Annotated in this window: 21 protein-coding genes; 10 read left to right on the top strand and 11 right to left on the bottom strand. The window is 64.3% G+C overall.

All coding sequences use genetic code 11. From position 1 onward, the window contains the following. Window positions 1-134 precede the first annotated feature (134 nt). The 4 genes from rplI to rpsF all read right to left on the bottom strand — a co-directional run bounded on the left by rplI (window position 135) and on the right by rpsF (window position 1,858). On the bottom strand, window positions 135-587 hold the full coding sequence (gene rplI, locus ACIBI6_RS32260; RefSeq protein WP_364348803.1) for a 50S ribosomal protein L9: 453 nt from the start codon (window positions 585-587) through the stop codon (window positions 135-137). A 16-nt stretch (window positions 588-603) separates the two neighbouring features. Continuing rightward, a complete protein-coding gene (rpsR, locus tag ACIBI6_RS32265) occupies window positions 604-855 on the bottom strand; it encodes a 30S ribosomal protein S18 (RefSeq protein ID WP_040697505.1) in 252 nt (83 codons plus the stop codon). 89 nt (window positions 856-944) lie between these two features. Continuing rightward, window positions 945-1,487 carry a single-stranded DNA-binding protein gene (locus ACIBI6_RS32270; RefSeq protein WP_364348799.1) on the bottom strand — a complete coding sequence of 181 codons (543 nt, stop codon included), beginning with the start codon at window positions 1,485-1,487 and terminating at the stop codon, window positions 945-947. Window positions 1,488-1,570: 83 nt separating this feature from the next. Continuing rightward, on the bottom strand, window positions 1,571-1,858 hold the full coding sequence (gene rpsF / locus ACIBI6_RS32275; RefSeq protein ID WP_040697500.1) for a 30S ribosomal protein S6: 288 nt from the start codon (window positions 1,856-1,858) through the stop codon (window positions 1,571-1,573). 304 nt (window positions 1,859-2,162) lie between these two features. Between rpsF and ACIBI6_RS32280 the strand changes: the two genes are divergently transcribed. Then, window positions 2,163-3,554, top strand: coding sequence for a hypothetical protein (locus ACIBI6_RS32280; RefSeq protein ID WP_364348795.1), 1,392 nt, complete (start codon window positions 2,163-2,165; stop codon window positions 3,552-3,554). Between the two features lie 140 nt (window positions 3,555-3,694). On the opposite strand, the gene ACIBI6_RS32285 is transcribed toward ACIBI6_RS32280, so the two are convergent. Next, window positions 3,695-4,231 (bottom strand): CGNR zinc finger domain-containing protein, encoded by a 537-nt coding sequence (locus ACIBI6_RS32285; RefSeq protein ID WP_364348792.1) that lies wholly within the window; start codon window positions 4,229-4,231, stop codon window positions 3,695-3,697. An 89-nt stretch (window positions 4,232-4,320) separates the two neighbouring features. On the opposite strand from ACIBI6_RS32285, the gene ACIBI6_RS32290 reads away from it, so the two are divergent. Further along, window positions 4,321-5,241 (top strand): DMT family transporter, encoded by a 921-nt coding sequence (locus ACIBI6_RS32290; protein ID WP_364348789.1) that lies wholly within the window; start codon window positions 4,321-4,323, stop codon window positions 5,239-5,241. A gap of 97 nt (window positions 5,242-5,338) precedes the next feature. Here the strand turns inward: ACIBI6_RS32290 and ACIBI6_RS32295 are convergent, their stop codons facing one another. Together ACIBI6_RS32295 and ACIBI6_RS32300 are read right to left on the bottom strand one after the other, a co-directional pair. Continuing rightward, complete coding sequence (locus ACIBI6_RS32295; protein ID WP_364348786.1) at window positions 5,339-6,448, bottom strand: DUF475 domain-containing protein; 1,110 nt, start codon at window positions 6,446-6,448, stop codon at window positions 5,339-5,341. A 208-nt stretch (window positions 6,449-6,656) separates the two neighbouring features. Continuing rightward, entirely contained in the window at window positions 6,657-7,232 is a 576-nt protein-coding gene (locus tag ACIBI6_RS32300) for a TerD family protein (RefSeq protein WP_063042648.1), read from the bottom strand. A gap of 178 nt (window positions 7,233-7,410) precedes the next feature. On the opposite strand from ACIBI6_RS32300, the gene ACIBI6_RS32305 reads away from it, so the two are divergent. The 7 genes from ACIBI6_RS32305 to ACIBI6_RS32335 all read left to right on the top strand — a co-directional run bounded on the left by ACIBI6_RS32305 (window position 7,411) and on the right by ACIBI6_RS32335 (window position 14,715). Then, window positions 7,411-8,628, top strand: coding sequence for a hypothetical protein (locus ACIBI6_RS32305; RefSeq protein ID WP_364348782.1), 1,218 nt, complete (start codon window positions 7,411-7,413; stop codon window positions 8,626-8,628). Between the two features lie 48 nt (window positions 8,629-8,676). Beyond that, entirely contained in the window at window positions 8,677-9,888 is a 1,212-nt protein-coding gene (locus ACIBI6_RS32310) for an HpcH/HpaI aldolase/citrate lyase family protein (RefSeq protein WP_364348779.1), read from the top strand. Further along, complete coding sequence (locus tag ACIBI6_RS32315) at window positions 9,885-11,429, top strand: phosphoribosyltransferase family protein (protein WP_396958791.1); 1,545 nt, start codon at window positions 9,885-9,887, stop codon at window positions 11,427-11,429. The genes ACIBI6_RS32310 and ACIBI6_RS32315 overlap by 4 nt, the downstream gene beginning before the upstream one ends. Window positions 11,430-11,479: 50 nt before the next feature. Further along, a complete protein-coding gene (locus ACIBI6_RS32320; protein ID WP_364349091.1) occupies window positions 11,480-12,589 on the top strand; it encodes a cysteine protease StiP family protein in 1,110 nt (369 codons plus the stop codon). Between the two features lie 56 nt (window positions 12,590-12,645). Continuing rightward, window positions 12,646-13,437, top strand: a complete 792-nt coding sequence (locus ACIBI6_RS32325) for an HAD family hydrolase (protein ID WP_364348773.1) — start codon at window positions 12,646-12,648, stop codon at window positions 13,435-13,437. 61 nt (window positions 13,438-13,498) lie between these two features. Beyond that, window positions 13,499-13,855, top strand: coding sequence for a MerR family transcriptional regulator (locus tag ACIBI6_RS32330; RefSeq protein ID WP_364348770.1), 357 nt, complete (start codon window positions 13,499-13,501; stop codon window positions 13,853-13,855). Next, window positions 13,852-14,715 carry a TIGR03619 family F420-dependent LLM class oxidoreductase gene (locus ACIBI6_RS32335; protein ID WP_364348767.1) on the top strand — a complete coding sequence of 288 codons (864 nt, stop codon included), beginning with the start codon at window positions 13,852-13,854 and terminating at the stop codon, window positions 14,713-14,715. Before ACIBI6_RS32330 ends, ACIBI6_RS32335 begins: the two co-directional genes overlap by 4 nt. 44 nt (window positions 14,716-14,759) lie before the next feature. On the opposite strand, the gene ACIBI6_RS32340 is transcribed toward ACIBI6_RS32335, so the two are convergent. From ACIBI6_RS32340 to ACIBI6_RS32355, 4 genes are all read right to left on the bottom strand, one after another. Then, window positions 14,760-15,506 (bottom strand): hypothetical protein, encoded by a 747-nt coding sequence (locus tag ACIBI6_RS32340; RefSeq protein ID WP_364348764.1) that lies wholly within the window; start codon window positions 15,504-15,506, stop codon window positions 14,760-14,762. Window positions 15,507-15,611: 105 nt separating this feature from the next. After that, window positions 15,612-16,379, bottom strand: a complete 768-nt coding sequence (locus ACIBI6_RS32345; RefSeq protein WP_396958792.1) for an AIM24 family protein — start codon at window positions 16,377-16,379, stop codon at window positions 15,612-15,614. A 3-nt stretch (window positions 16,380-16,382) separates the two neighbouring features. Next, complete coding sequence (locus ACIBI6_RS32350; RefSeq protein WP_364348758.1) at window positions 16,383-17,078, bottom strand: AIM24 family protein; 696 nt, start codon at window positions 17,076-17,078, stop codon at window positions 16,383-16,385. 11 nt (window positions 17,079-17,089) lie between these two features. Beyond that, window positions 17,090-17,713 (bottom strand): AIM24 family protein, encoded by a 624-nt coding sequence (locus ACIBI6_RS32355; protein ID WP_364348755.1) that lies wholly within the window; start codon window positions 17,711-17,713, stop codon window positions 17,090-17,092. A gap of 184 nt (window positions 17,714-17,897) precedes the next feature. On the opposite strand from ACIBI6_RS32355, the gene ACIBI6_RS32360 reads away from it, so the two are divergent. After that, the gene (locus tag ACIBI6_RS32360; protein WP_396958793.1) at window positions 17,898-19,283 is read left to right on the top strand and encodes a TerD family protein; all 1,386 of its coding nucleotides are present in this window, start codon (window positions 17,898-17,900) and stop codon (window positions 19,281-19,283) included. The last annotated feature ends 9 nt before the right edge of the window (window positions 19,284-19,292 follow it).

The raw sequence follows: 19,292 nt of genomic DNA on the forward strand, positions 1-19,292 counted from the left end.
AGATCACCGCTTCGGCTAGCTCGCAAATATTTGGCTATTTTCCCGAACGGTATAGCTCAGCCAGCACATGGATCGATTCGGCACAGTCGAAGGCCACCCTCGTGCCGAAACACAAGAGTGGCCTTCGAATGAACTCAGTTCGCGGCGACCTGCAAGTCGAACTTCGCGACCACATCGGGGTGCAGGTGCACCACGACGTTGTGCTTGCCGACCGTCTTGATGTGCGACTTCGGCAGCTCGATGCTGCGCTTGTCGACGACTGGCCCACCGGCCGACTTGATCGCGGCAGCGACGTCGGACTGGGTGACCGAGCCGAACAGCTTGCCGGTGCCGGCGGTCTTGACCGACAGCGAAACCGCCGCCAAGCCCTCGATGGCCTGCTTCAGCTCATTGGCATGATCCAGGTCGCGCACCTTGCGCGCGTCCTGTGCCCGACGGATGCCCTCGACCTGCTTCTGCGCGCCACGGCTGGCCACGATCGCCAGGCCGCGCGGCAGCAGGTAGTTGCGGCCGTAGCCGTCCTTGACCTCCACGGTGTCACCGGGGGTACCGAGGTTGTCCACATCAGCAGTAAGAATCAACTTCATTGCGATGTCTCCCTTCTCAGCGAGCCGTCGACACGTAGGGCAGCAGGGCCACCTCACGCGAGTTCTTCACGGCAACGGCGACGTCGCGCTGGTGCTGCACGCAGTTGCCGGTGACCCGGCGAGCGCGGATCTTGCCGCGATCACTGACGTACTTCCGCAGCAGGGCGGTGTCCTTGTAATCGATATTGACGGTGCCGGACTTGGCTTCCTTGCAGAAGGTGCAAGCCTTCTTCTTCAGCACCTTTTCGCGCGCGGGCGCTTTAGGCATGGTTACTCCGTAATCAATGATGGGCTGATCGTTTCGAGCGACCTACAAGCAGTCGCTACGGAATCAATTCAGGCCGATGTGAGCCGTTCTCAGAACGGCGGTTCGTCGTCTGCGCGGCCGCCCCCGAAGGAGCCTGCCGCGGGTGCGCTGCCCCACGGGTCGTCGTCGGCGCCGCCGGAACGGCTGCCGCCACCACCACCGGCAGGAGCGAAGTTGCCACCGCCGCCACCGGAACCGGAACCGAAGCCGCCGCCACCCCCGCCGCCGCGGCTGGCCTTGGCGACCTTCGCGGTGGCGTAACGCAGCGAGGGACCGACCTCGTCGACCTCGAGCTCGACGACCGTGCGCTTCTCACCCTCGCGGGTTTCGTAGGAGCGCTGCTTCAGTCGTCCGCTCACGATCACGCGGGCACCTCGGGTCAGGCTTTCTGCGACATTCTCCGCAGCTTCACGCCAGATGTTGCAGCGCAGGAAAAGCGCTTCGCCGTCTTTCCATTCGTTCGAATTACGGTCGAACACGCGGGGAGTCGATGCGACGGTGAAATTCGCCACCGCAGCGCCCGCGGGCGTGAATCGAAGTTCGGGATCGGCCGTCAAGTTTCCGATGACGGTGATGACCGTGTCGCCTGCCATGTGGTTCCTCCTGCTCGGTATGCAGTCCGCAGTGCACTCGCTTTGCGCTAGAGCCTAGAGACAGGCACCGACGCAATCGAGTGTCACTTGCCGTGGCGCAGAACCTTGGTGCGCAGCACCGACTCGTTGAGACCCAGCTGGCGGTCGAGCTCGCTCACGGTGGCGGGCTCGGCGGTCAGATCGACCACGGCGTAGATGCCTTCGGCTTGCTTGGCGATCTCGTAGGCGAGCCGGCGGCGGCCCCAGATGTCGACCTTGTCGACCTTGCCGCCATCGGTCTTGACGACGCTCAGCATGTTGTCCAGCGACGGACCAACAGTGCGCTCGTCCAGGCTCGGATCGAGGATGACCATCACTTCGTAATGACGCACGGACCAATCACCTCCTGTGGACTAGGAAACGGCCACGGACGGTCCGTGGCAGGAGGGTCGTTGCGTCAGCAACCCGACAAGGCTACATGAACGCCCGCTGAGCAGCGAAAGCTGCCCCGTGATTACCTTCGCAACATCTGATTTCGTACGCATATGGGTAACTCACCGGGTACGTCCAGCACTCGATCCAGCGACCGACCGCCGGTCCGCGACGCGACCAGCAAAGCTCCTACGACCGGCAAAAGGCTCGCGGAGGCGGGGGAGCCGCGGGCGCGGTCTGCGTCGGCCACCTAGGCTGGTCGACATGCCGACCGGACTGGCCGCCAGCGACTCGATCGCGGGCCGCGTGCAGCGCAGCACAGCGCTGGCCGCGGTGGTGGTGTTGCTGTGCGGGCTCACGCTGGCGTTCGCGTATGCCAACAAGGCGCGGTGTGCCGGTGCGCCGTTCGCCGAGAACGGTCGCAGTGCGATCTTCGATGTGATCAAGGATTCGGATGTCTGTTATTCCGATATCCAATTCCTCTGGCTCGGGCGCGATATCGATCAGCACGTCTTTCCGTATATCGATGGCGGCATTACCGGTGACGGCATGCTGACGGGTGGCGCGGTCGAGTATCCGGTGCTCAGTGGTGTGCTGATGTGGCTCGGCGCGGTCGGCGCCGATAACGACGCGGAATTCCTGCTGCATTCGGCATTGCTGTTGGCGCCGTTCGCCTTGTTGACCGCCTGGCTGCTGGTCCGGCTCGCGGGGCGGGCGGCACTGTTGTGGGCGGCCGGGCCGCCGCTGGTGCTCTACGCATTCCACAACTGGGAGCTACCCGTGGTCTGCATGGCGGTCGCCGCGGTGTACGTGGTGACCGCGCTGACCCGATATTCATTGCGTACCAGGGGAATTCTGGCCGCCGTGCTGCTCGGTATCGGGTTCTGTCTCAAGTTGTATCCGGGCATTTTCGTGCTGCCGTTGCTCGCTTATGTGCTCACCGGTGGTCAGCGCGATATGGATGATCCGACGCCGACCCGGTTCGATGTGCGCGGTGCGCTGCTTACCGCCGCCGCGGCCGTCGGCACGGTGGTCGTGGTGAATCTGCCGTTCGCGCTCGCTGGTTACGACGGCTGGCGCGCATCGATCACCTTTCAGCAATTGCGCCAGGCCGATATCACCACGAATTCCATTTGGTACTGGGGACTTCGACCGCTGTTCGCTCAGGATGCCGAGGGCGAGAGCGCATTTCAGCACGCCGTCTCGGTCGCCTCGCCGACGTTGGTGCTGGCCTCCTTCGCGCTGGCGATGTGGCTGGGCTGGAAGCGGTTCACGATGACCGGCACCTTCCCGTGGATCGGGGTCAGCGGCGCGATGCTGTGCGGATTCCTGCTGTTCCACAAGGTGCATTCGCCGCAGTACACGCTGTGGTTGGTGCCGTTCATGGTCTTGCTCGAGGTGCCGTGGGCGGCGATCGGTGCGTATCTGATCGCCGATGCGGCGATCGGGATCGGCGTATTCCGGTATTTCTATTCGATCGGATCCGGTAACTCGGTGGATTCGATGGAGAATGTCGTGCAATTCGGTGTGTGGGGACGAGCAGCGCTGCTGGTGGTGTTCTTCTTCCTATTCGTGCGTGCGATACCGCGCGGAACCCGACTCGTGCCCCCGCCGATACCGCGGTTCGCCCCCGGCAGCCTCGTTCCGGTCGCCTAGTACGGGCCCGCCGCCTCGGCCTCGGCGGTTAGCAACCCACGCCGGCGCACCGGCTCCGGGATCGGCCCGCGCAACTCGCACGCTGTCGCGCCGCCGCCACGGAGCAACCGCCATCGCTGACCGCCGGCGATACCGCCGGATCAGTCGGCATGTCTGGCACGGAATGCCGCGCTCTTGGCGCGGTTACCGCAGATGGTCATATCGCACCAGCGCCGCGACTTCCCGCGTGAGGTATCGAGATACAGCCGAGTGCACTCGTCGCGCCCGCATTCCTTGATCAACCCCCGCTCGGGACCACCGAGCATTTCGATTGCGGACCGGGCGATCGCGGCGAGTGCCGCATCCGGACCGCCGTGGCGAGTGATCGTCGCATCGGATCGCAATGTCAGCCTGGGCAATTCACCGCCCGCCAGCTCGTTGACGATCTTGCGGTCCGCATCCGCGAACGGTTCGTCGCCGGCCGCGGCCAGGGCCAGTCGGTAGGCCGCCTCGCGCAGTCGCACCGCGCGGTCGAGTGTCGCGGCATCGCAGTGCGGCGCGGTGTCGAGGAGGTAGGCGGCGAGCAGCCACTCGTCCAGATCCGCCGGAGTGGTGAGGAAGTCGTCGAACGTCGTGGCACGGGCCTTGACCGTGCCTGCGAAGTCCAGGGCGAGGTTACCGCTCACGAAGGCGAACACACCTCGATAATAACCGCCTTGACAGGTTACTTACGAAAATGCGAACGTAGTAACCGTCTTAGGCGGTTATCCGTTATCGAGGAGGGCACGTGAACTTGGACCCGCTGTTTCGAGCGACCGGCAAGCCATCCCTGGCGGCGGGCATGCAACCACTGTTCGTCGTGCTGTGGAGCAGCGCCTTTATCGCCGGAGTCATCGGCGTCGGCGCGGCACCGCCGATGACGGTGCTGTTCGCGCGCTTCGGCATCGCAGCGATACTGCTCGCGGTGTACGCCGTCGTGATTCGCGCGAGTTGGCCGAGCGCGGGCCAGCTCAAACATGTCGTCATCGCGGGTCTGCTGATGCAGATCGTGCAGTTCGGCGCGTTCTACACCGCGATGAGCCTGCACGTCTCGGCCGCCATCATCGCCCTGGTCCAGGGACTCAATCCGGTCGTCATCGCCTTGCTGGCCGGGTTCATCGGCGAAACCGTCACCGCGCGACAGTGGTTCGGCTTCGGCATCGGCGGTATCGGCGTCGGCTTGGCGGTACTCGACCAATCGAGCATGTCACCGGTCGGCCTGCTGCTGTGCGTGGTCGGCTTGCTTGGTCTCAGTGTCGGCACGATCTATCAGAAACGTTATGTGCCGCAGGTCGATTCGCGTGCCACCACCGCCATTCACATGGCCGCGAGCGCGCCGGTCGCGGGTGTATTGGCTTGGAGCACCGGCCAATTGCATATCTGGGATGGGACGCGGTTCGCGGAATCGCTCACCTGGATGGTGCTGGTCAATTCGATGGTCGCATTCCTACTATTGAATGCGATGCTGAAGCGTTGGGAGGCAACGCGAGTCGGGCGTTTGTTCTTCGCGACTCCCGCGGTCACCGCCGTGCTGGCCTGGCTGTTCATCGATCAGCCGCTGCGGCCCCTCGCCGCGGCCGGACTCGGCGTCGGACTGATCGGCATGGTGTTCGCCTCGCGCCGCCCGACGCCCGCAATCGATCAGCGGCAACCGGTGCCCGTCCGCTGAAAAGAGAAGCGGCAGCGGCTGGAAGCCGCCGCTAGCGACTGCTTGCAGGTCGCTCGAAAAGATCGGCCGCTCGAATTCTTCGGCTACTCGCCGGAATTCAGGCCACCGGGGTGACCTCTCGTTCGCTCTCCACTTCGTCGGCGTCATCGCGCCGATTCCGAATGATGCTGGTGATGAATGCCGCGCCGATGAAGGCCACGCCGACGAGACCGGTGACGATTTCGTTGATGTGTACGCCGATCGAGACGAACAGGATGACCGCCAGCGCGCCGATCGCCCAGTGCGCGCCGTGCTCCAGGTACACGTACTCCGACAGCGTGCCCTTGCGCACCAGGTACACGGTGATCGAACGGACGAACATGGCGCCGATCAGACCGAGGCCGAGCGCGATGATGATCGGGTCGGAGGTGATGGCGAAGGCGCCGATGACACCGTCGAAGGAGAACGACGCGTCGAGCACCTCGAGGTACAAGAACAGGAAGAACGCCGCCTTGCCCGCGGCCTTGACCAGCTGGGACGGACCGCCGTCCGCGGATTCCTCGAACTCCTCGGTATGGAACAGCGAGCCGAGTCCGTCGACCACGATGTAGGTGATCATGCCGAGCAGACCGGCGACCAGGACGGTGGCGCGCTCTTCGTCGGTCGCGATCAATTCGGCGGTGAGCACCAGGCCGACGCTCGCGACGACCACGGAGAGCATATCGAGCTTGCCGAGCTGGGCAAGCGGCTTCTCCAGCCAGGACAGCCAGGTGGTTTCGCGTTCCTCGAAGATGAAGTTCAGGAACAGCAGCAGCAGGAACATGCCGCCGAACGCGGCGATCTGCGGATGTGCGTCGGTGAGCAGCTTCTCGTAGCTGGGGCTGCCGTCCGGGAATACCAGCGCGTCATCTGCGGGCGGGTTCAGCGCAAGGTCGAAAGCCTTCACCGGGTTCAGGCCCGCGGTGATCCAGACGATCGCCAACGGGAAGACCAACCGCATGCCGAATACTGCGATGATCACACCGACGGTGAGAAAGATCCGCTGCCAGAACTCGTTCATGCGTTCGAGCACGGTGGCGTTGATGACCGCATTGTCGAACGACAGCGAGACCTCGAGGACGCCGAGGATGGCGGCTAACGCCAGCGCCGTCGGTCCGCCGTACAGGAATGCCGCGACGAGCGATATCACCGTGACGACGATGGACATGCCGAATATGCGCAGGACCACGCGGAGACCCTTTCCGTGCGGCGGTCGAATGTCTTTCCGAGCGCGCCTTTGCCGATGTAACCCGAGGGCCGAACCAACCCGCGGTCGCGATGATGGTTCCAGCGTGGCCGCCGAACCGTCGATTGTCCAACGGAGCGGCGAGGCGAATCGTTCCGGGACATGCGTACAGGGGGCCCGTCGCCGAGCCCCCTGTACAGATCAGTACGTCTTAGACGTTCACACCGTAGTCACGGGCGATACCCGCCAGGCCCGATGCGTAGCCCTGGCCGATGGCGCGGAACTTCCACTCGGCGCCGTTGCGGTACAGCTCGCCGAAGACCATGGCCGTCTCGGTCGAGGCGTCCTCGGACAGGTCGTAGCGGGCCAGCTCGGTGCCGTTGGCCTGGTCGACAACGCGGATGTAGGCGTTGCGCACCTGGCCGAAGGACTGCTGCCGGGTGTCCGCGTCGTAGATCGAGACCGGGAAGAAGATGCTCTCGATGGTCGGCGGGGTGTTGGCCAGGTCGACCTTGATTACCTCGTCGTCGCCCTCACCCTCACCGGTCAGGTTGTCACCGAGGTGCTCGATGGAGCCCTCCGGCGACTTGAGGTTGTTGAAGAAGATGAAGTGCTTGTCGGACACGACCTTCTTGTCCCCACCGGTCGCGATCGCACTGGCATCCAGATCGAAGTCGGTGCCGGTGGTCGTACGAATATCCCACCCGAGCCCGACGGAGACAGCGGTAAGGTTCGGCGCCGCCTTCGTCAGCGAGACATTGCCGCCCTTGGACAAACTGACACCCATGCGGGGTTCCCTTTCAATAGACGTCTGTGGTTCCCAGCATTGTCCGAATCGCCGGGTACGCCCTACGACAGTAGTAGGTTTCGGCAGTCTTGCGTAGGAACTGGTGTATCCCCCGGTGAACTGGAACATCTCGTCCGCTCGGCCGAGCCGAGGCGAGTACACCGCTTAACATCGGGGCGTGACAGGCCGTAGGCGTGGATGGTTCCGGTCGTCCGGGAACAATGAATGGATTGCACAGGCCCGGTCGACGCTGGCTGCCGCATTCCTGGATATGGATCGGCGCCAGAGTGCGGCCGAGGCGGCGGTGCACGCCTGCGAACAGGTCTTCCCGGAGCGACGGATGGGCGCGAAATGGGAACCCGTGCGCAGCAGATGCTATGACGCCGCAGGCGCATATCTGACGTTCACCGAGGAACTGGATAACGTCGAGCGCGACGACACGCCGATGCCGCAGCGGCAGCCGCGGGTGGACACCCTGGTGCGGCAATTGACCGACGCGGCCCGTGCCGTCGACGAGTTCTATCGCGGTAATCAGTCCCAGCTCGAACATGCCGTCGCGGTGGCGGGCACGGTGCCACAATTCGCGCAGCAGGTGAAGGTCGCGGCGGCGGGTGTGCGCAGGCAGGCCGCCGAATCCGAATACGCTGGCTACCCCTCTGTGCGCCAGCACGCGACGGCGGTGGATGAGTCGCTGCTCACACTCGAGTCGCTCGGTTCCGAGGTGCCCGCCGCGAGTATCCGCGAGGCCGCCGGACGCTTGGAATCGGCGACGAAAGCGCTGGCAGAAGCATTGACGCAGGCGCCTTCTCGGGCCGCGGCGGCGGCCAATGCGATCGCCTCGGTTGCCACCAGGTTGGCCGCGGTACGCACTCGTGGCGAGCGGCTGGCACCGGCCTACTCGGAGATGCTGCGCGAGTTCAATGCTGCGAGTTCAGCGGATCTGGCTAACAATGGGCAGGAAAGCAAGAAGGCCATCGAGGCCGCGGATGCCGCCCTGGTGCGGGCGCGAGCGGCAGCGGCCGAAAACAATCCGGAGTCTGCGCTTGATCTGACTACATCCGCACGCGGGTACCTCACCGAGGCCGAGCATTTGATCGATGCCGTCACCAAACGGCTGACATTGCTGCGCGAGGTCCGTGAGAATCCGCAAGAGAAGGCCAAGGCCGTACGATTTCGGCTGCGGGACGCACAAATGCTCGCGGTGAGCCGCGGGCTCGTCGGCGAATGGGGATCTGTGCTCGACGCACAGGTGGACCGGATCGATCGAATCACCGAAAACCTGTCGGGGCGCCATCCCGACTACTGGGCCTATGTGGCCGAATTGGATACCGTCGCGGAGTTCGTAGCCGGGGTAGTGGATCGAATGAGAAAACAAGCAGGACCACGACGAGAATGAGGCCAGGGTTATGCGGCCACCGCCATTAGGGATGAGGACAGCGAAGCGATGACCGCGGGCATCGTCGTCCAGCAACAGGTCTCCCTGCGAAAGCAATTGCCGCTGCGCCATTTTCGCCAGTTGCACGGCCCGGAGGCGCGGCACCTGTTCCATCGACAACCGGAACCGTTCGGCGATGAGGCCGACCGGGAAATTCTGGCGATCGCGCTCGGCGCCACGCTGTACGCGCCGGCGACTCGCCATGACCTCGCCTCGACGATAAGTAAGCGGGCCGCGCGCGGCGTGTGCTCGATGGTCATCGATCTCGAGGATGCGGTCGCCGATCACGAGGTGGAATCGGCCAAACGCCAGACCGTCGCGACGCTGAATCTGCTTGCCGAAAGCGAGGATCCGAATCCGCTGCTGTTCGTCCGGGTTCGTGATGCGGATACCGTGTCCGAAATCGTCGAACAGCTCGGCAGCGGGACAGCGGCACTGAGCGGCTTCGTCTTTCCGAAATTCGACAGTGCGAGCGGTCCGAAATATCTCGCCGCACTCGAGGCGGCCGCCGAGCGTTTGAGCAGGCCGGTGTACGGCATGCCGGTCCTCGAATCGCCCGCGCTGGTACATCGCCAGACCCGGGATCAGGAGCTGACCCAAATCGCGACGCTATTGGGCGAGCACCGCGAGCGGGTACTCGCGGTACGCATCGGCGCGACGGATATGTGCTCGACCTTCGGCATTCGGCGGGACCGGGATCTGACCATTTACGACGTGCGGGTGGTCGCGGATGTCATCGCCGATATCGTGAATTACCTGGGGCGTTCCGACGGCACGGGTTTCGTGATCACCGGACCGGTCTGGGAATACTTCGCCGACCATGAGCGGATGTTCCGGCCGCTGCTGCGGACCGCGCCGTTCGAGGAATCCGATGCGGTACCGTTCCGGCGCTATCTGGTCAGTCGCGATCTGGACGGGCTACTACGTGAGATCACGCTCGATCGGGCCAATGGGATCCAGGGCAAGACGGTGATCCATCCGTCGCATGTCGCTGCCGTGCATGCACTGTCGGTGGTGACCCACGAAGAGTATTCGGATGCGCTGGACATCCTGCAGGTCGATGTCGGCGGGGTCGCGGCATCCGGATATCGGAACAAGATGAACGAGATGCGGCCGCATCGCAGTTGGGCGCGTCAGACGCTGCTGCGGGCCCGGGTTTTCGGTGTCGCCAATAAGGGTGTTTCGTTCGTGGATCTATTGACAGCGTTGGTAACTGAATGAATATCGACCCCTGGGCGACAACGAATTTGGGTATCGAGTTGCGGCACGAGCGCTCGCATGGGGGCGGGGCGGTTGACGTGCTGCCCGCCGAATTGCCCATCGCAACTTTGATTCAGCCCGGGTTGCGACGCAATCCGCGTCGCGCGCACCTGCTGGTTTCGACGGTGCTCGGGAAACATCTGCCGACGGATCCGCGGGTTGTGCTCGGTGCGGGCAATCGACTGGGTGATCTGGTGCGTGACGTGCTGGGGGATCGCGAGGCAGTGGTGCTCGGATTCGCCGAGACCGCAACGGGTTTGGGACATTGTGTGGCGGCGCGGATCGGAGCCGGATGCTATCTGCATTCGACCCGTCGCGAGGTGCCCGATGCGACTACCTTGACCGGCTTCGAGGAGGGACATTCGCACGCCACCTCGCATCTGCTGCAGCCCGCACCCGCGGATATCTTCGTCAACGATCTGCCGCTGGTGCTCGTCGACGACGAAATCTCCACCGGTGATACGGCGATCGATGCGGTTCGGGCGTTGCACGCGTTTTCGCCGCGTGCGCATTATGTACTGGCGTCGCTGGTGGATATGCGGACCGAGAGCGATCGGACGCGGTTCGAGGTGGCGGCCGACGAGCTGGGGGCGCGGATCGACACCGTGTGTTTGGCTGCCGGGCGGACCTTGCTGCCCGATGATCTGGTCGAGACGGTGTCTTCGATGCCGGATCCTGTATTGAATCCGACCGCAGCGCAGCGTGGTTCGTTCGATCGGATCGAGTTGCCCTGGCCTGCTTCGGTTCCCGAGGGCGGTAGGCATGGGATTTTGCGGTCCGATACGGATGCGTTCGAGGCGGCGCTTGTGCAGGCCGCCGAGGCGTTGCGGGTTCGGCTCGCCGATGATTTCGCTGGTCGACCCGCGATTGTGCTCGGGCACGAAGAGTTGATGTATTTGCCGTTGCGGTTGGCGGCCGAACTTGCCGATGCCGGGATCGCGACGCGATTTCAGACGACGACTCGCTCGCCCGCGTATGTGCTGGATGAGCCGGGGTATCCGTTACGGCGTGGCTTCCGGTTCGTTGCGCCTGAGGCTGGTGAGGTGGAACCACGTTATTTGTACAACGCGCACTGGATCGAGGACGCGCTTTCCGAAGTTGCGGCATTGGACGATGGGGTGGCATTGGACGATGGGGTGGCATTGGACGATGGGGTGGCGTTGGACGATGGGGTGGCGCTGGGCAATGGGGCGCTGGGCAATGGGGCGCTGGGCAATGGGGCGCTGGGCAATGGGGCGCTGGGCGATCATGCTCCCGGGGGCGAGGGGGCGGTGGATTATCCAGGGCTGACGAGGTCCGCTGGTGGGCGGTCGGTCGGCGTCGAGCCGGTTCTGGTCGTCGTCATAGATGCACCTGCCGACACCGCTGAACTGCGCGCCGCAGGCGGCCTGATCGATGTGCTGACCGCATCCGGGGACGATGTCGTCCTGGCGGTGCTTCCAGGTGCGGATCCGCGGCTTTTGCATGCGGAACGGACCGTTGCCGAACCGAGGATGTTATGAGGTCGAACGCTGTGCCGGAATCGAATATCTCACCGCAATCGGCCTTGGCCCTGCCCGTTGCGCTGCACGGACCGGCCTTCGGATCGTATGCGGCCGAGGAGGTTTCCTGGCTACTGAAGGATCTGTCCGAGGTCGACCTCGAGGCCGATGTGGCCGAGCGGGAACACCGGATCCAGTCCGGTGCCGCACATTATGCGGAATCGCTGCCGATCGAATATCAGCCCGATGCGGCATACCGCTCGCTGTTCGACGAGGTGTTGGCCGAGAGTGCCGAGCGACTCGCGCTCGCCGTTGCGACGGTATCGGAACTCGTTGTCACCGAACGCGGTACCGATATCGTGCTGGTTTCACTGGCCCGGGCGGGTACGCCGATCGGAATTCTCATGCGCCGCTGGCTGCGGTCGCGAAGTCTCGATGTGCCGCACTATGCGGTATCCATCGTGCGCGATCGTGGTATCGACGCCGTCGCACTGGATTATCTCGCCCGGCATCATGATCCGGCCTCGGTGGTGTTCGTCGACGGCTGGACCGGTAAAGGTGCCATTACTCGGGAGCTCACCGAAGCGCTGAACGCCTATCACGCCGCGGGCGGCGCCCGATTCAATGACGAGCTCGCCGTGCTCGCCGACCCGGGACATTGCGTGCGCACCTATGGCACCCGAGACGATTTCCTGATCGCCTCCGCATGCCTGAATTCGACAGTCTCCGGGCTGATTTCGCGCACCGTGCTCAATGACACGCTGATCGGTCCGGGCGATTTCCATGGTGCGAAGTTCTATCGCGAACTGGCGGCCGACGATGTCTCCGGACGCCTGCTCGACACGGTGACCGCAGCCTTCGACGCGATCCGGGATCGCGTGCCCGCCGAACTGTCCGCCGTGCGCGCCGCGGACCGGACACCGACCTGGACCGGCTGGGCCTCGGTCGACAAGGTGCGCGAGGAATACGGTGTCGCCAGTGTGAATTTCGTGAAACCCGGTGTCGGCGAGACGACTCGGGTGTTGCTGCGGCGGCTGCCGTGGCGGGTGCTGGTGCGTGCGGCGGACGCACCGGAGCACGCGCATATCCGTCTGCTCGCCGCGGCCCGCGGCGTTCCGGTCGAGGTCGTGCCCGACCTGGCCTATTCGTGCATGGGATTGATCAAGGACATACAGCAGTAATGCATTTGCGAAAACTACGAAGACACGCTCTGATTGCTACCGATCTAGATCGGACGATGATCTATTCGCGCAACGCTTTCCACGCCACCGGCGAAGTGCCGATGGTTTGTGTGGAACACCTCGAGGGCGCGCCACTGTCGTTCATGACGACCACCGCCGCGCTGCGTATGCAGACCCTGACCGGACCCGCCGCCGTCATCCCCACCACCACTCGGACCATCAAGCAGTTCGAACGTATCCAATTGCCCGGCGCACCCTGGCGATATGCGATCACGAGCAATGGCGGGAACATCCTGGTCGACGGCGTGCCGGATATGCGCTGGCGCATCGATATCGACGCGCAGATGCGGGCAAGTGGCGCCACATTGTCGGAGGTGAATACCGAACTGCGTGCGCGAATCGACGATTCCTGGGTCACCAAATTCCGGGTCGCCGATCATCTGTTCACCTACCTGGTGGTGAAACCCAAGGAAGTTCCGGACGGCTTCCTCTCCGAATGGGATGCCTGGTGCCGCCCGCGCGGCTGGTCCGTCTCCCAGCAGGGCCGCAAGATCTACACGATGCCCCTGGTCGTCTGTAAGAGTCATGCGGTGCGCGAAGTCCGTCGCCGGCTGGTCGAAAATGGTGAACTCACCGATGCGGCCACGACTCTCGCCGCAGGTGACGGTGCCCTGGACGCCGAGATGCTGCGCACTGCGGACTCCGCCATCCGTCCACGCCACGGCGAACTCGAACAACTCAACTGGACCCACCCCAATCTCACCATCACCCGCGCCTCCGGAATTCTCGCGGGCGAGGAGATCATCAACTGGTTTATCAAGGCCGCACCGGAAAGGCCACGTAGCTGACCTTGCGTTGACACCGGCGACAAGGTTTAGCGTTGCCCCGACGGGTCGTGAAGGAGGTCGAATGCTGATCGGTGAGCTGGCCGAGCGCGTCGGGACGAGCACCAGGACGCTGCGCTACTACGAGGAGCACGGCTTGGTGCGGGCGCGGCGCTCGACCAATGGGTATCGCATCTATGACGAGTCGGAACTGCAGGTCGTCCACAAGATCCGGAGGCTGCTCGACGTGGGCTTCGATCTCGACGATATCCGCCCGTTCGTCGCGTGCATCCGCGCCGGAAATACCTCCGGGGATGTCTGCCCGGATTCGGTGGCGACATTGCGGCGCAAGCTCGACGAAGTCGAGGTGGCAATCGATCGGTTGCATGCGGTGCGATCGCAACTGCGCGACCAGCTCGATTCGGCGGCGGTGTCCCGATGAAGTTCGGAATCAATTACAGCACACCGTATTACGGTACCGATCCGGACCGGCTGATGGCGTTCGCGCAACATGCCGAGGCGTGCGGTTTCGAGTCGATCTACCTGCCGGACCATATCGCTCTCTATCCGGGTGCGGTGGTCGGCGAGTACGAAATGCCACCGACACTGCCGTTTCCCGATCCGCTCGATTGTCTGAGTTTCGTCGCCGCGGCAACGGACCGGATCCTGTTGGGCACCGGTGTGCTGCTGCTGCCGTATCGGCATCCGGTGGTACTGGCCAAGCGGCTGGCGACCATCGATGTGCTGTCCAAGGGCCGAATGCGTTTGCTGACAGTCGGACTCGGCACCTTGCCGGGTGAGGCCGCCGCGGTGGGGGTGGACTTCGCATCCCGTGGTCGTCGAACCGAAGAGGCGATCGATGTGCTGCGCCTGCTGTGGGGCGGCGGTGCGGATGGTGTCGACTTCCACGGCGAATTCTTTTCGTTCGACAAGCTGTGCGTATACCCGAAACCCCATGGCGGAGACCAGTTGCCGATCCATATCGGCGGATCGAGTCGGGCGGCGGCGCGGCGGGTGGGACGACGCGGCGATGGATACTTCCCGGGCGGGATGCTGATGCCCGCCGAACGTGCGCACCAGTGGGATCTGGCGAAGTCCACCGCCGTTGCGGCGGGCCGAGATCCGGCCACATTGGAATACACCCGATGGGGCTCGATCGATATGCCGCAGGATCGGGTCGACGGATTCGTTGCACAAGGCGTGACCCGGATCATTGTCGGCGCTACCGCCACTGACCAGGCCGTGCAGTTCGACGAAATGTCGGCGTTCGCGGCGCGTTTCGGGCTGGCGCGGAAGGACTGACGGGCAAGCCCGCCAGTCCTTCCGGTCGCGTGATGATAACGAGGTCAGCGGTTTCGGGTGCGGTTGAGCCAGTCGAGGGCTTCGCGGAGGGTCGGGGAGTGATCGAGGCGGGGCGGTTGGTAGGGGTGGTTTGAAGCGGACGGGTTGGCCGCGGCGTCGGGTTCGGGGTGAGACGGGTTGGAATACAGATGTTTCGGTGCCGCGGGATGGCCCTCCGTCGCGGGGCGGTCCGGGCGAGGGTACGAGGGATTCGTCGGGAAGGGGAGTTCCGGCGCGGATTTCGGCGTTGCCTGTGGCGCGATGCGGTCGAGTAGGGAGCTGGACGAGGTCTTGTCCGGGGCGAACGGGACTCCGGTGGAGAAGGCGCGCACACCGAGGGTGAGCATTTCACCGACCATACTGATGCCGATGGACAGGGTGGTGGGGCGGGCGTCGTGGTGCATGCCCATAGTGGTGCCTAGGGCGCTGATGGCGAAGCCCGCGGTCATCGATACGGCCCAGACGATCACGGTGCGCACGGTGTAGCGCTGCCACAGGTGGCCGTCGCGGGTGAAGATGCCGACGGTGGTGCCGCGTAGGGCGCCGAAGGCGAGACCGACGGCGCCGCCGATGATCAGCCAGGTGATATCGGTACCGTTGAGGTCGGCGATCTTGGTGAGGCTGTATATGCCGATCGCCAAGAGGATGACCGGTAGTCCGAAAGTATCGCGGGCATTCATCGGTTCGCCGTAGAACCGCTTCACCACCAGCGCGATGACCGCGACGATCGCGATCACGAGTCCGATACCCATGAGTGCCTCCCAACACTATGCCTACTGTTGGGAAGCTATTCGCCCGTCCGGGCTTGCCGAGTCCGCCGAAGGAAGGACCCGGGGATGATCCTCCGGTCATCCGGATCAGTAATTTTGCTGTTGAGCACCCAATTGCTGGGCGATGATGCCCTGCAATCGCTGTAGGCCGCCGACGGTCACACCGCTCTGCAATTGCCCCTCGATGGTGCGGACCAGCGCGGAATCGCTGAGGATCTTCTCACTGGACTGGATGAGAACCGTTCCGGCACCGGTGAAGTCGAACTGGCGTTCCTCACCGGAGTTCACCCCGAACCGGGCCGCACCGGCGGCCAGGAAGCTGGAGACCCAGCGCTGGTCGTAGTGGTGGCTGGGGGACGGGCAATCCGCCCAGCCGACGAGGGCTTCCGGATCCACGCGCAGCGGCGGTTCGGCGAACATGACCGGGCCATTGGAGGAGGCCAGGAACTTACCGGTGCCGATGAGGGTGAGAAATCCGGGAACGATGGACTGATTCAGCGACAGCCCCGGCTCGAAGGCGAGCAGATTGGCGGCGCGGATGGTCAGGTTGCCATTGTCCTCGAGGTCATAGGAATTGATGTCGTAACCGCGGTCGCCAATGATCAGCTTGCCGTGGCCCTCCGCGATCACATAGTCGCCGGTGAACAGCGGTGCGGAGAACTGCTGCGAGACCATATGCAGCAGCCCGCCCTGCAATCCGTGGGTGAGCATCTGGAACCGCATATCGCCGTAGTAGGCGATCATCGCGCCCTTGCGCATGAACCACGGCTTGTTCAGATCGATGCAGTAGGCGTAGCTGTTGCCCGGAAGATTGTCGCTCTCACCGAGATTCAGCGGATTCAAGATATCGGTCATGGTTCACAACTTCTCTTCCGAGGCCTGCACGTAAACGACACCCTGTCCGACGCAATGCAATTGCATCGCCTCGCCGGAACCGCGACCCACCGCATCGCGCCAGCTCAACGCCGTCTTCAACTCGGTTTGCACATTGCCGTAGGCGGCGACGAAGGCCTGCGGATCCACCACGATAGGATTCGGCCCGCCCACCGGCAGTTCCAGGAATCCGCCATGTGCCAGCAGCACCGCCGCGCCCTGTCCGGACAGCTGCGTGGTGAACATCCCTTGACCGGTCAGCGCACCACTGGCCGCTCCGCGCAATGCACCCATCAGCCCGCCGCCGCCACCACCGCCCGAACTCATCACGGACACAATCGAACTCTGCAGCGCGGCGGTATTGGCCAGCAGCCGCGAGGCCTCGACGCGCAGCACCGCGCCCGGCTGCATCTGCACCACATGCACTTCCAGCCCGGCGAACCCGTAGTGCACCTCGCCATTACCGGTGGCCAGCATGGTGCGCTCGTGCTCACCGGCCATCATCCGACCCGCCATCCGCATGACGCCGCCACCGCCCATTCCGGGTGCGGCTCCTGGAATCTGATGCGGCGCAAAGGAAATATCGCCGGTGTAGAACAGCATCGCGCCGTTGCGCGCGACCACACCGCCCGCCATTCCGACGTCGACCTTGACGACCTTGCCGTTGACCTTCTCGAACATCGTCGGCCCCCTTACCGTTCCGCCGGTTGGATCAAAACGAGGCCCTGACCGTCGAAGCGGAGCGAAAACGCCTCCCCGGCGTCCTGGCCGACGAAGGTACGCCACGAAACATCGGTGACGAACGACTGATTGAGATTGCCCTGGCAGGCGACGAAGGCATCCGGATCCACGATCAGCGGATACTGCGGCGAAACCTCCAGGTGGATCAGCGGACCGCCCGCCGAGAGCAGTGCCACCTGTCCCTGTCCGGTCACCGTGGTGGTGAACAGGCCGGCACCCGAGGAGGCACCGCGCAGACCGGCGAAACGCACATCGGTGCGCAGGTTTCCGGCGAAGCACAGCAACTGCTGCGATTCGACCTGCAGCGTCTCGTTATTCAGATTGACGACGGTGACGTGCTGACCGTTGACCGCGAAGAAGACCCGGCCGTTGCCGCTGCATTCCATCAGCGACAGCTTCTCGCCGGTGGCGCGCCGCTTGAGCCCGGCGAGTACGCCGTCGCCGCCGCCGAAACCGGCCGATTTGAACTGTACATTTCCTTCGTAGGCGACCATCGAGCCGGAAATCGCGCGGATACTCGATCCGGCGAGGTGTGCCTCGATCACCTTTTTCGACTGCTCGAACAGTTGCGCCATAGGGAGTTTGCCTGCTGTCTGGTAGGGGGAACACGGGTATATCGCCCGCCATTCCGACCGCGTTTCGCCACCCTAACCGATCTTGGAGTACTCGTATGGGCCACGGCGAGGAGTTACTTCGGATCGTGTGCGGCACGTTTCTCGTAGAGTGGCACCGTACGCACCGACAAGCGAAGGGTCGAACTTGTCCGCAACACTCGCCAAGGGTCAGAATGGCCCGCTGGCCGCCAATGACGTGGTGATCTCCGTCCAGCTGACCGCACCCGCGGACCTGTCCGCGCTATTGGTCACCGAGTCGGGGAAGGTCCGTTCCGACGCGGACTTCGTCTTCTTCAATCAGCCCAATGGCCCCGGGGTGAATCTCCAGCCCGCGCCGGCCGGGCAGCCCGCGTCGCTGGCGGTCGCGCTGAATGCGGTGCCCGCGGATATCGCGCAGATCCGCGCGGTGATCACTCTGGACGACGCGACCAGCAATTTCGGCCGGTTCCCCGCGCCGACGGCGATCGTGTCGGATTCAGCGGGTAATCGGCTGTACGAGTACCGCATCGACGGTTTGAACACCGAGTCGATCGTGATCGCGCTCGAGCTGTACCGGCGCCAGAGTGAGTGGAAGGTGCGCGCGGTCGGCCAGGGCTACGCGGGTGGTTTCGCGGCATTGGTCACCGATCACGGTGTCACCGTCGACGAGTCCCCGGCCGCGACGCAGGTCCCGCCGCCTCCGTCCTACCAGCCTGCCCAGCCCACACCGGGCTACCCGCCACCGCCCGAGCCCACGTACCCGACGCAGCAGCAGCCGCAGTACCCACCGACACAGCAGGGCTACCCGCAAGGCGGACCCGGCTACCCGCCGCCCGGACAGGGCTACCCGCCGCCGCCCGGACCCGGTGGTTACCCGCCGCCCGGACAGCCCGGACCGGGCCAGGGCTATCCGCCGCCCGCCCAGCCCGCCGCGCAGCAGCAGCCGCCCGGTGAGATCAGCCTGAGCAAGGATCGTCCGGTCAGCCTGCTCAAGGGCCAGCGGGTCACCCTGCGCAAGGAGGGCGGCTCCGCGCTGACCTTCGTGAAGATGGGTCTGGGCTGGGATCCGGTGCGCAGCCGCGGCATGTTCGGCAACCGGACCGTCGATATCGACCTCGACGCGTCGGTGGTGATGTTCGCCGATATGAATGTGGTGGATGTGGCCTACTACGGACAGTTGACCTCCAAGGACGGTTCGGTCCGACACCAGGGCGACAACCTCACCGGTGAGGGCGAGGGCGACGACGAGGTCATTCTGGTCGACCTGACCCGTATCCCGGCGCATGTCAGCACGCTGGTGTTCATCGTGACCTCCTATAAGGGCCACACCTTCGAACAAGTCCAGAATGCGTTCTGCCGCTTGGTCGATGGCGCCAACAACGGCGAGCTGGCCAGGTACACCATGGCAGGCGGTATGGCGTTCACCGCGATGGCGATGGCCAAGCTGTTCCGGGTCGGCAGCGATTGGAAGTTGCAGGCGCTCGGCGAGGGCTTCCAGGCCAAACATCCCGGTGAAGCGGTGCCACAGCTGGGCCGGTTCCTGGGTAATTGAGCGACAACT

The sequence above is a fragment of the Nocardia sp. NPDC050412 genome (genome assembly GCF_044458825.1).
Taxonomy (GTDB): Bacteria; Actinomycetota; Actinomycetes; order Mycobacteriales; family Mycobacteriaceae; genus Nocardia.

Excerpts from the sequence above, each read along its gene's own strand:
- ACIBI6_RS32325 (WP_364348773.1), top strand. The coding sequence starts at position 12,646 with ATGATCTATTCGCGCAACGCTTTCCACGCCACCGGCGAAGTGCCGATG.
- ACIBI6_RS32315 (WP_396958791.1), top strand. The coding sequence starts at position 9,885 with ATGAATATCGACCCCTGGGCGACAACGAATTTGGGTATCGAGTTGCGG.
- ACIBI6_RS32310 (WP_364348779.1), top strand. The coding sequence starts at position 8,677 with ATGACCGCGGGCATCGTCGTCCAGCAACAGGTCTCCCTGCGAAAGCAA.
- ACIBI6_RS32340 (WP_364348764.1), bottom strand. The coding sequence starts at position 15,506 with ATGGGTATCGGACTCGTGATCGCGATCGTCGCGGTCATCGCGCTGGTG.
- rplI (WP_364348803.1), bottom strand. The coding sequence starts at position 587 with ATGAAGTTGATTCTTACTGCTGATGTGGACAACCTCGGTACCCCCGGT.
- ACIBI6_RS32335 (WP_364348767.1), top strand. The coding sequence starts at position 13,852 with ATGAAGTTCGGAATCAATTACAGCACACCGTATTACGGTACCGATCCG.
- ACIBI6_RS32345 (WP_396958792.1), bottom strand. The coding sequence starts at position 16,379 with ATGACCGATATCTTGAATCCGCTGAATCTCGGTGAGAGCGACAATCTT.
- ACIBI6_RS32355 (WP_364348755.1), bottom strand. The coding sequence starts at position 17,713 with ATGGCGCAACTGTTCGAGCAGTCGAAAAAGGTGATCGAGGCACACCTC.
- ACIBI6_RS32280 (WP_364348795.1), top strand. The coding sequence starts at position 2,163 with ATGCCGACCGGACTGGCCGCCAGCGACTCGATCGCGGGCCGCGTGCAG.
- ACIBI6_RS32300 (WP_063042648.1), bottom strand. The coding sequence starts at position 7,232 with ATGGGTGTCAGTTTGTCCAAGGGCGGCAATGTCTCGCTGACGAAGGCG.
- ACIBI6_RS32270 (WP_364348799.1), bottom strand. The coding sequence starts at position 1,487 with ATGGCAGGCGACACGGTCATCACCGTCATCGGAAACTTGACGGCCGAT.
- ACIBI6_RS32330 (WP_364348770.1), top strand. The coding sequence starts at position 13,499 with ATGCTGATCGGTGAGCTGGCCGAGCGCGTCGGGACGAGCACCAGGACG.
- rpsR (WP_040697505.1), bottom strand. The coding sequence starts at position 855 with ATGCCTAAAGCGCCCGCGCGCGAAAAGGTGCTGAAGAAGAAGGCTTGC.
- ACIBI6_RS32350 (WP_364348758.1), bottom strand. The coding sequence starts at position 17,078 with ATGTTCGAGAAGGTCAACGGCAAGGTCGTCAAGGTCGACGTCGGAATG.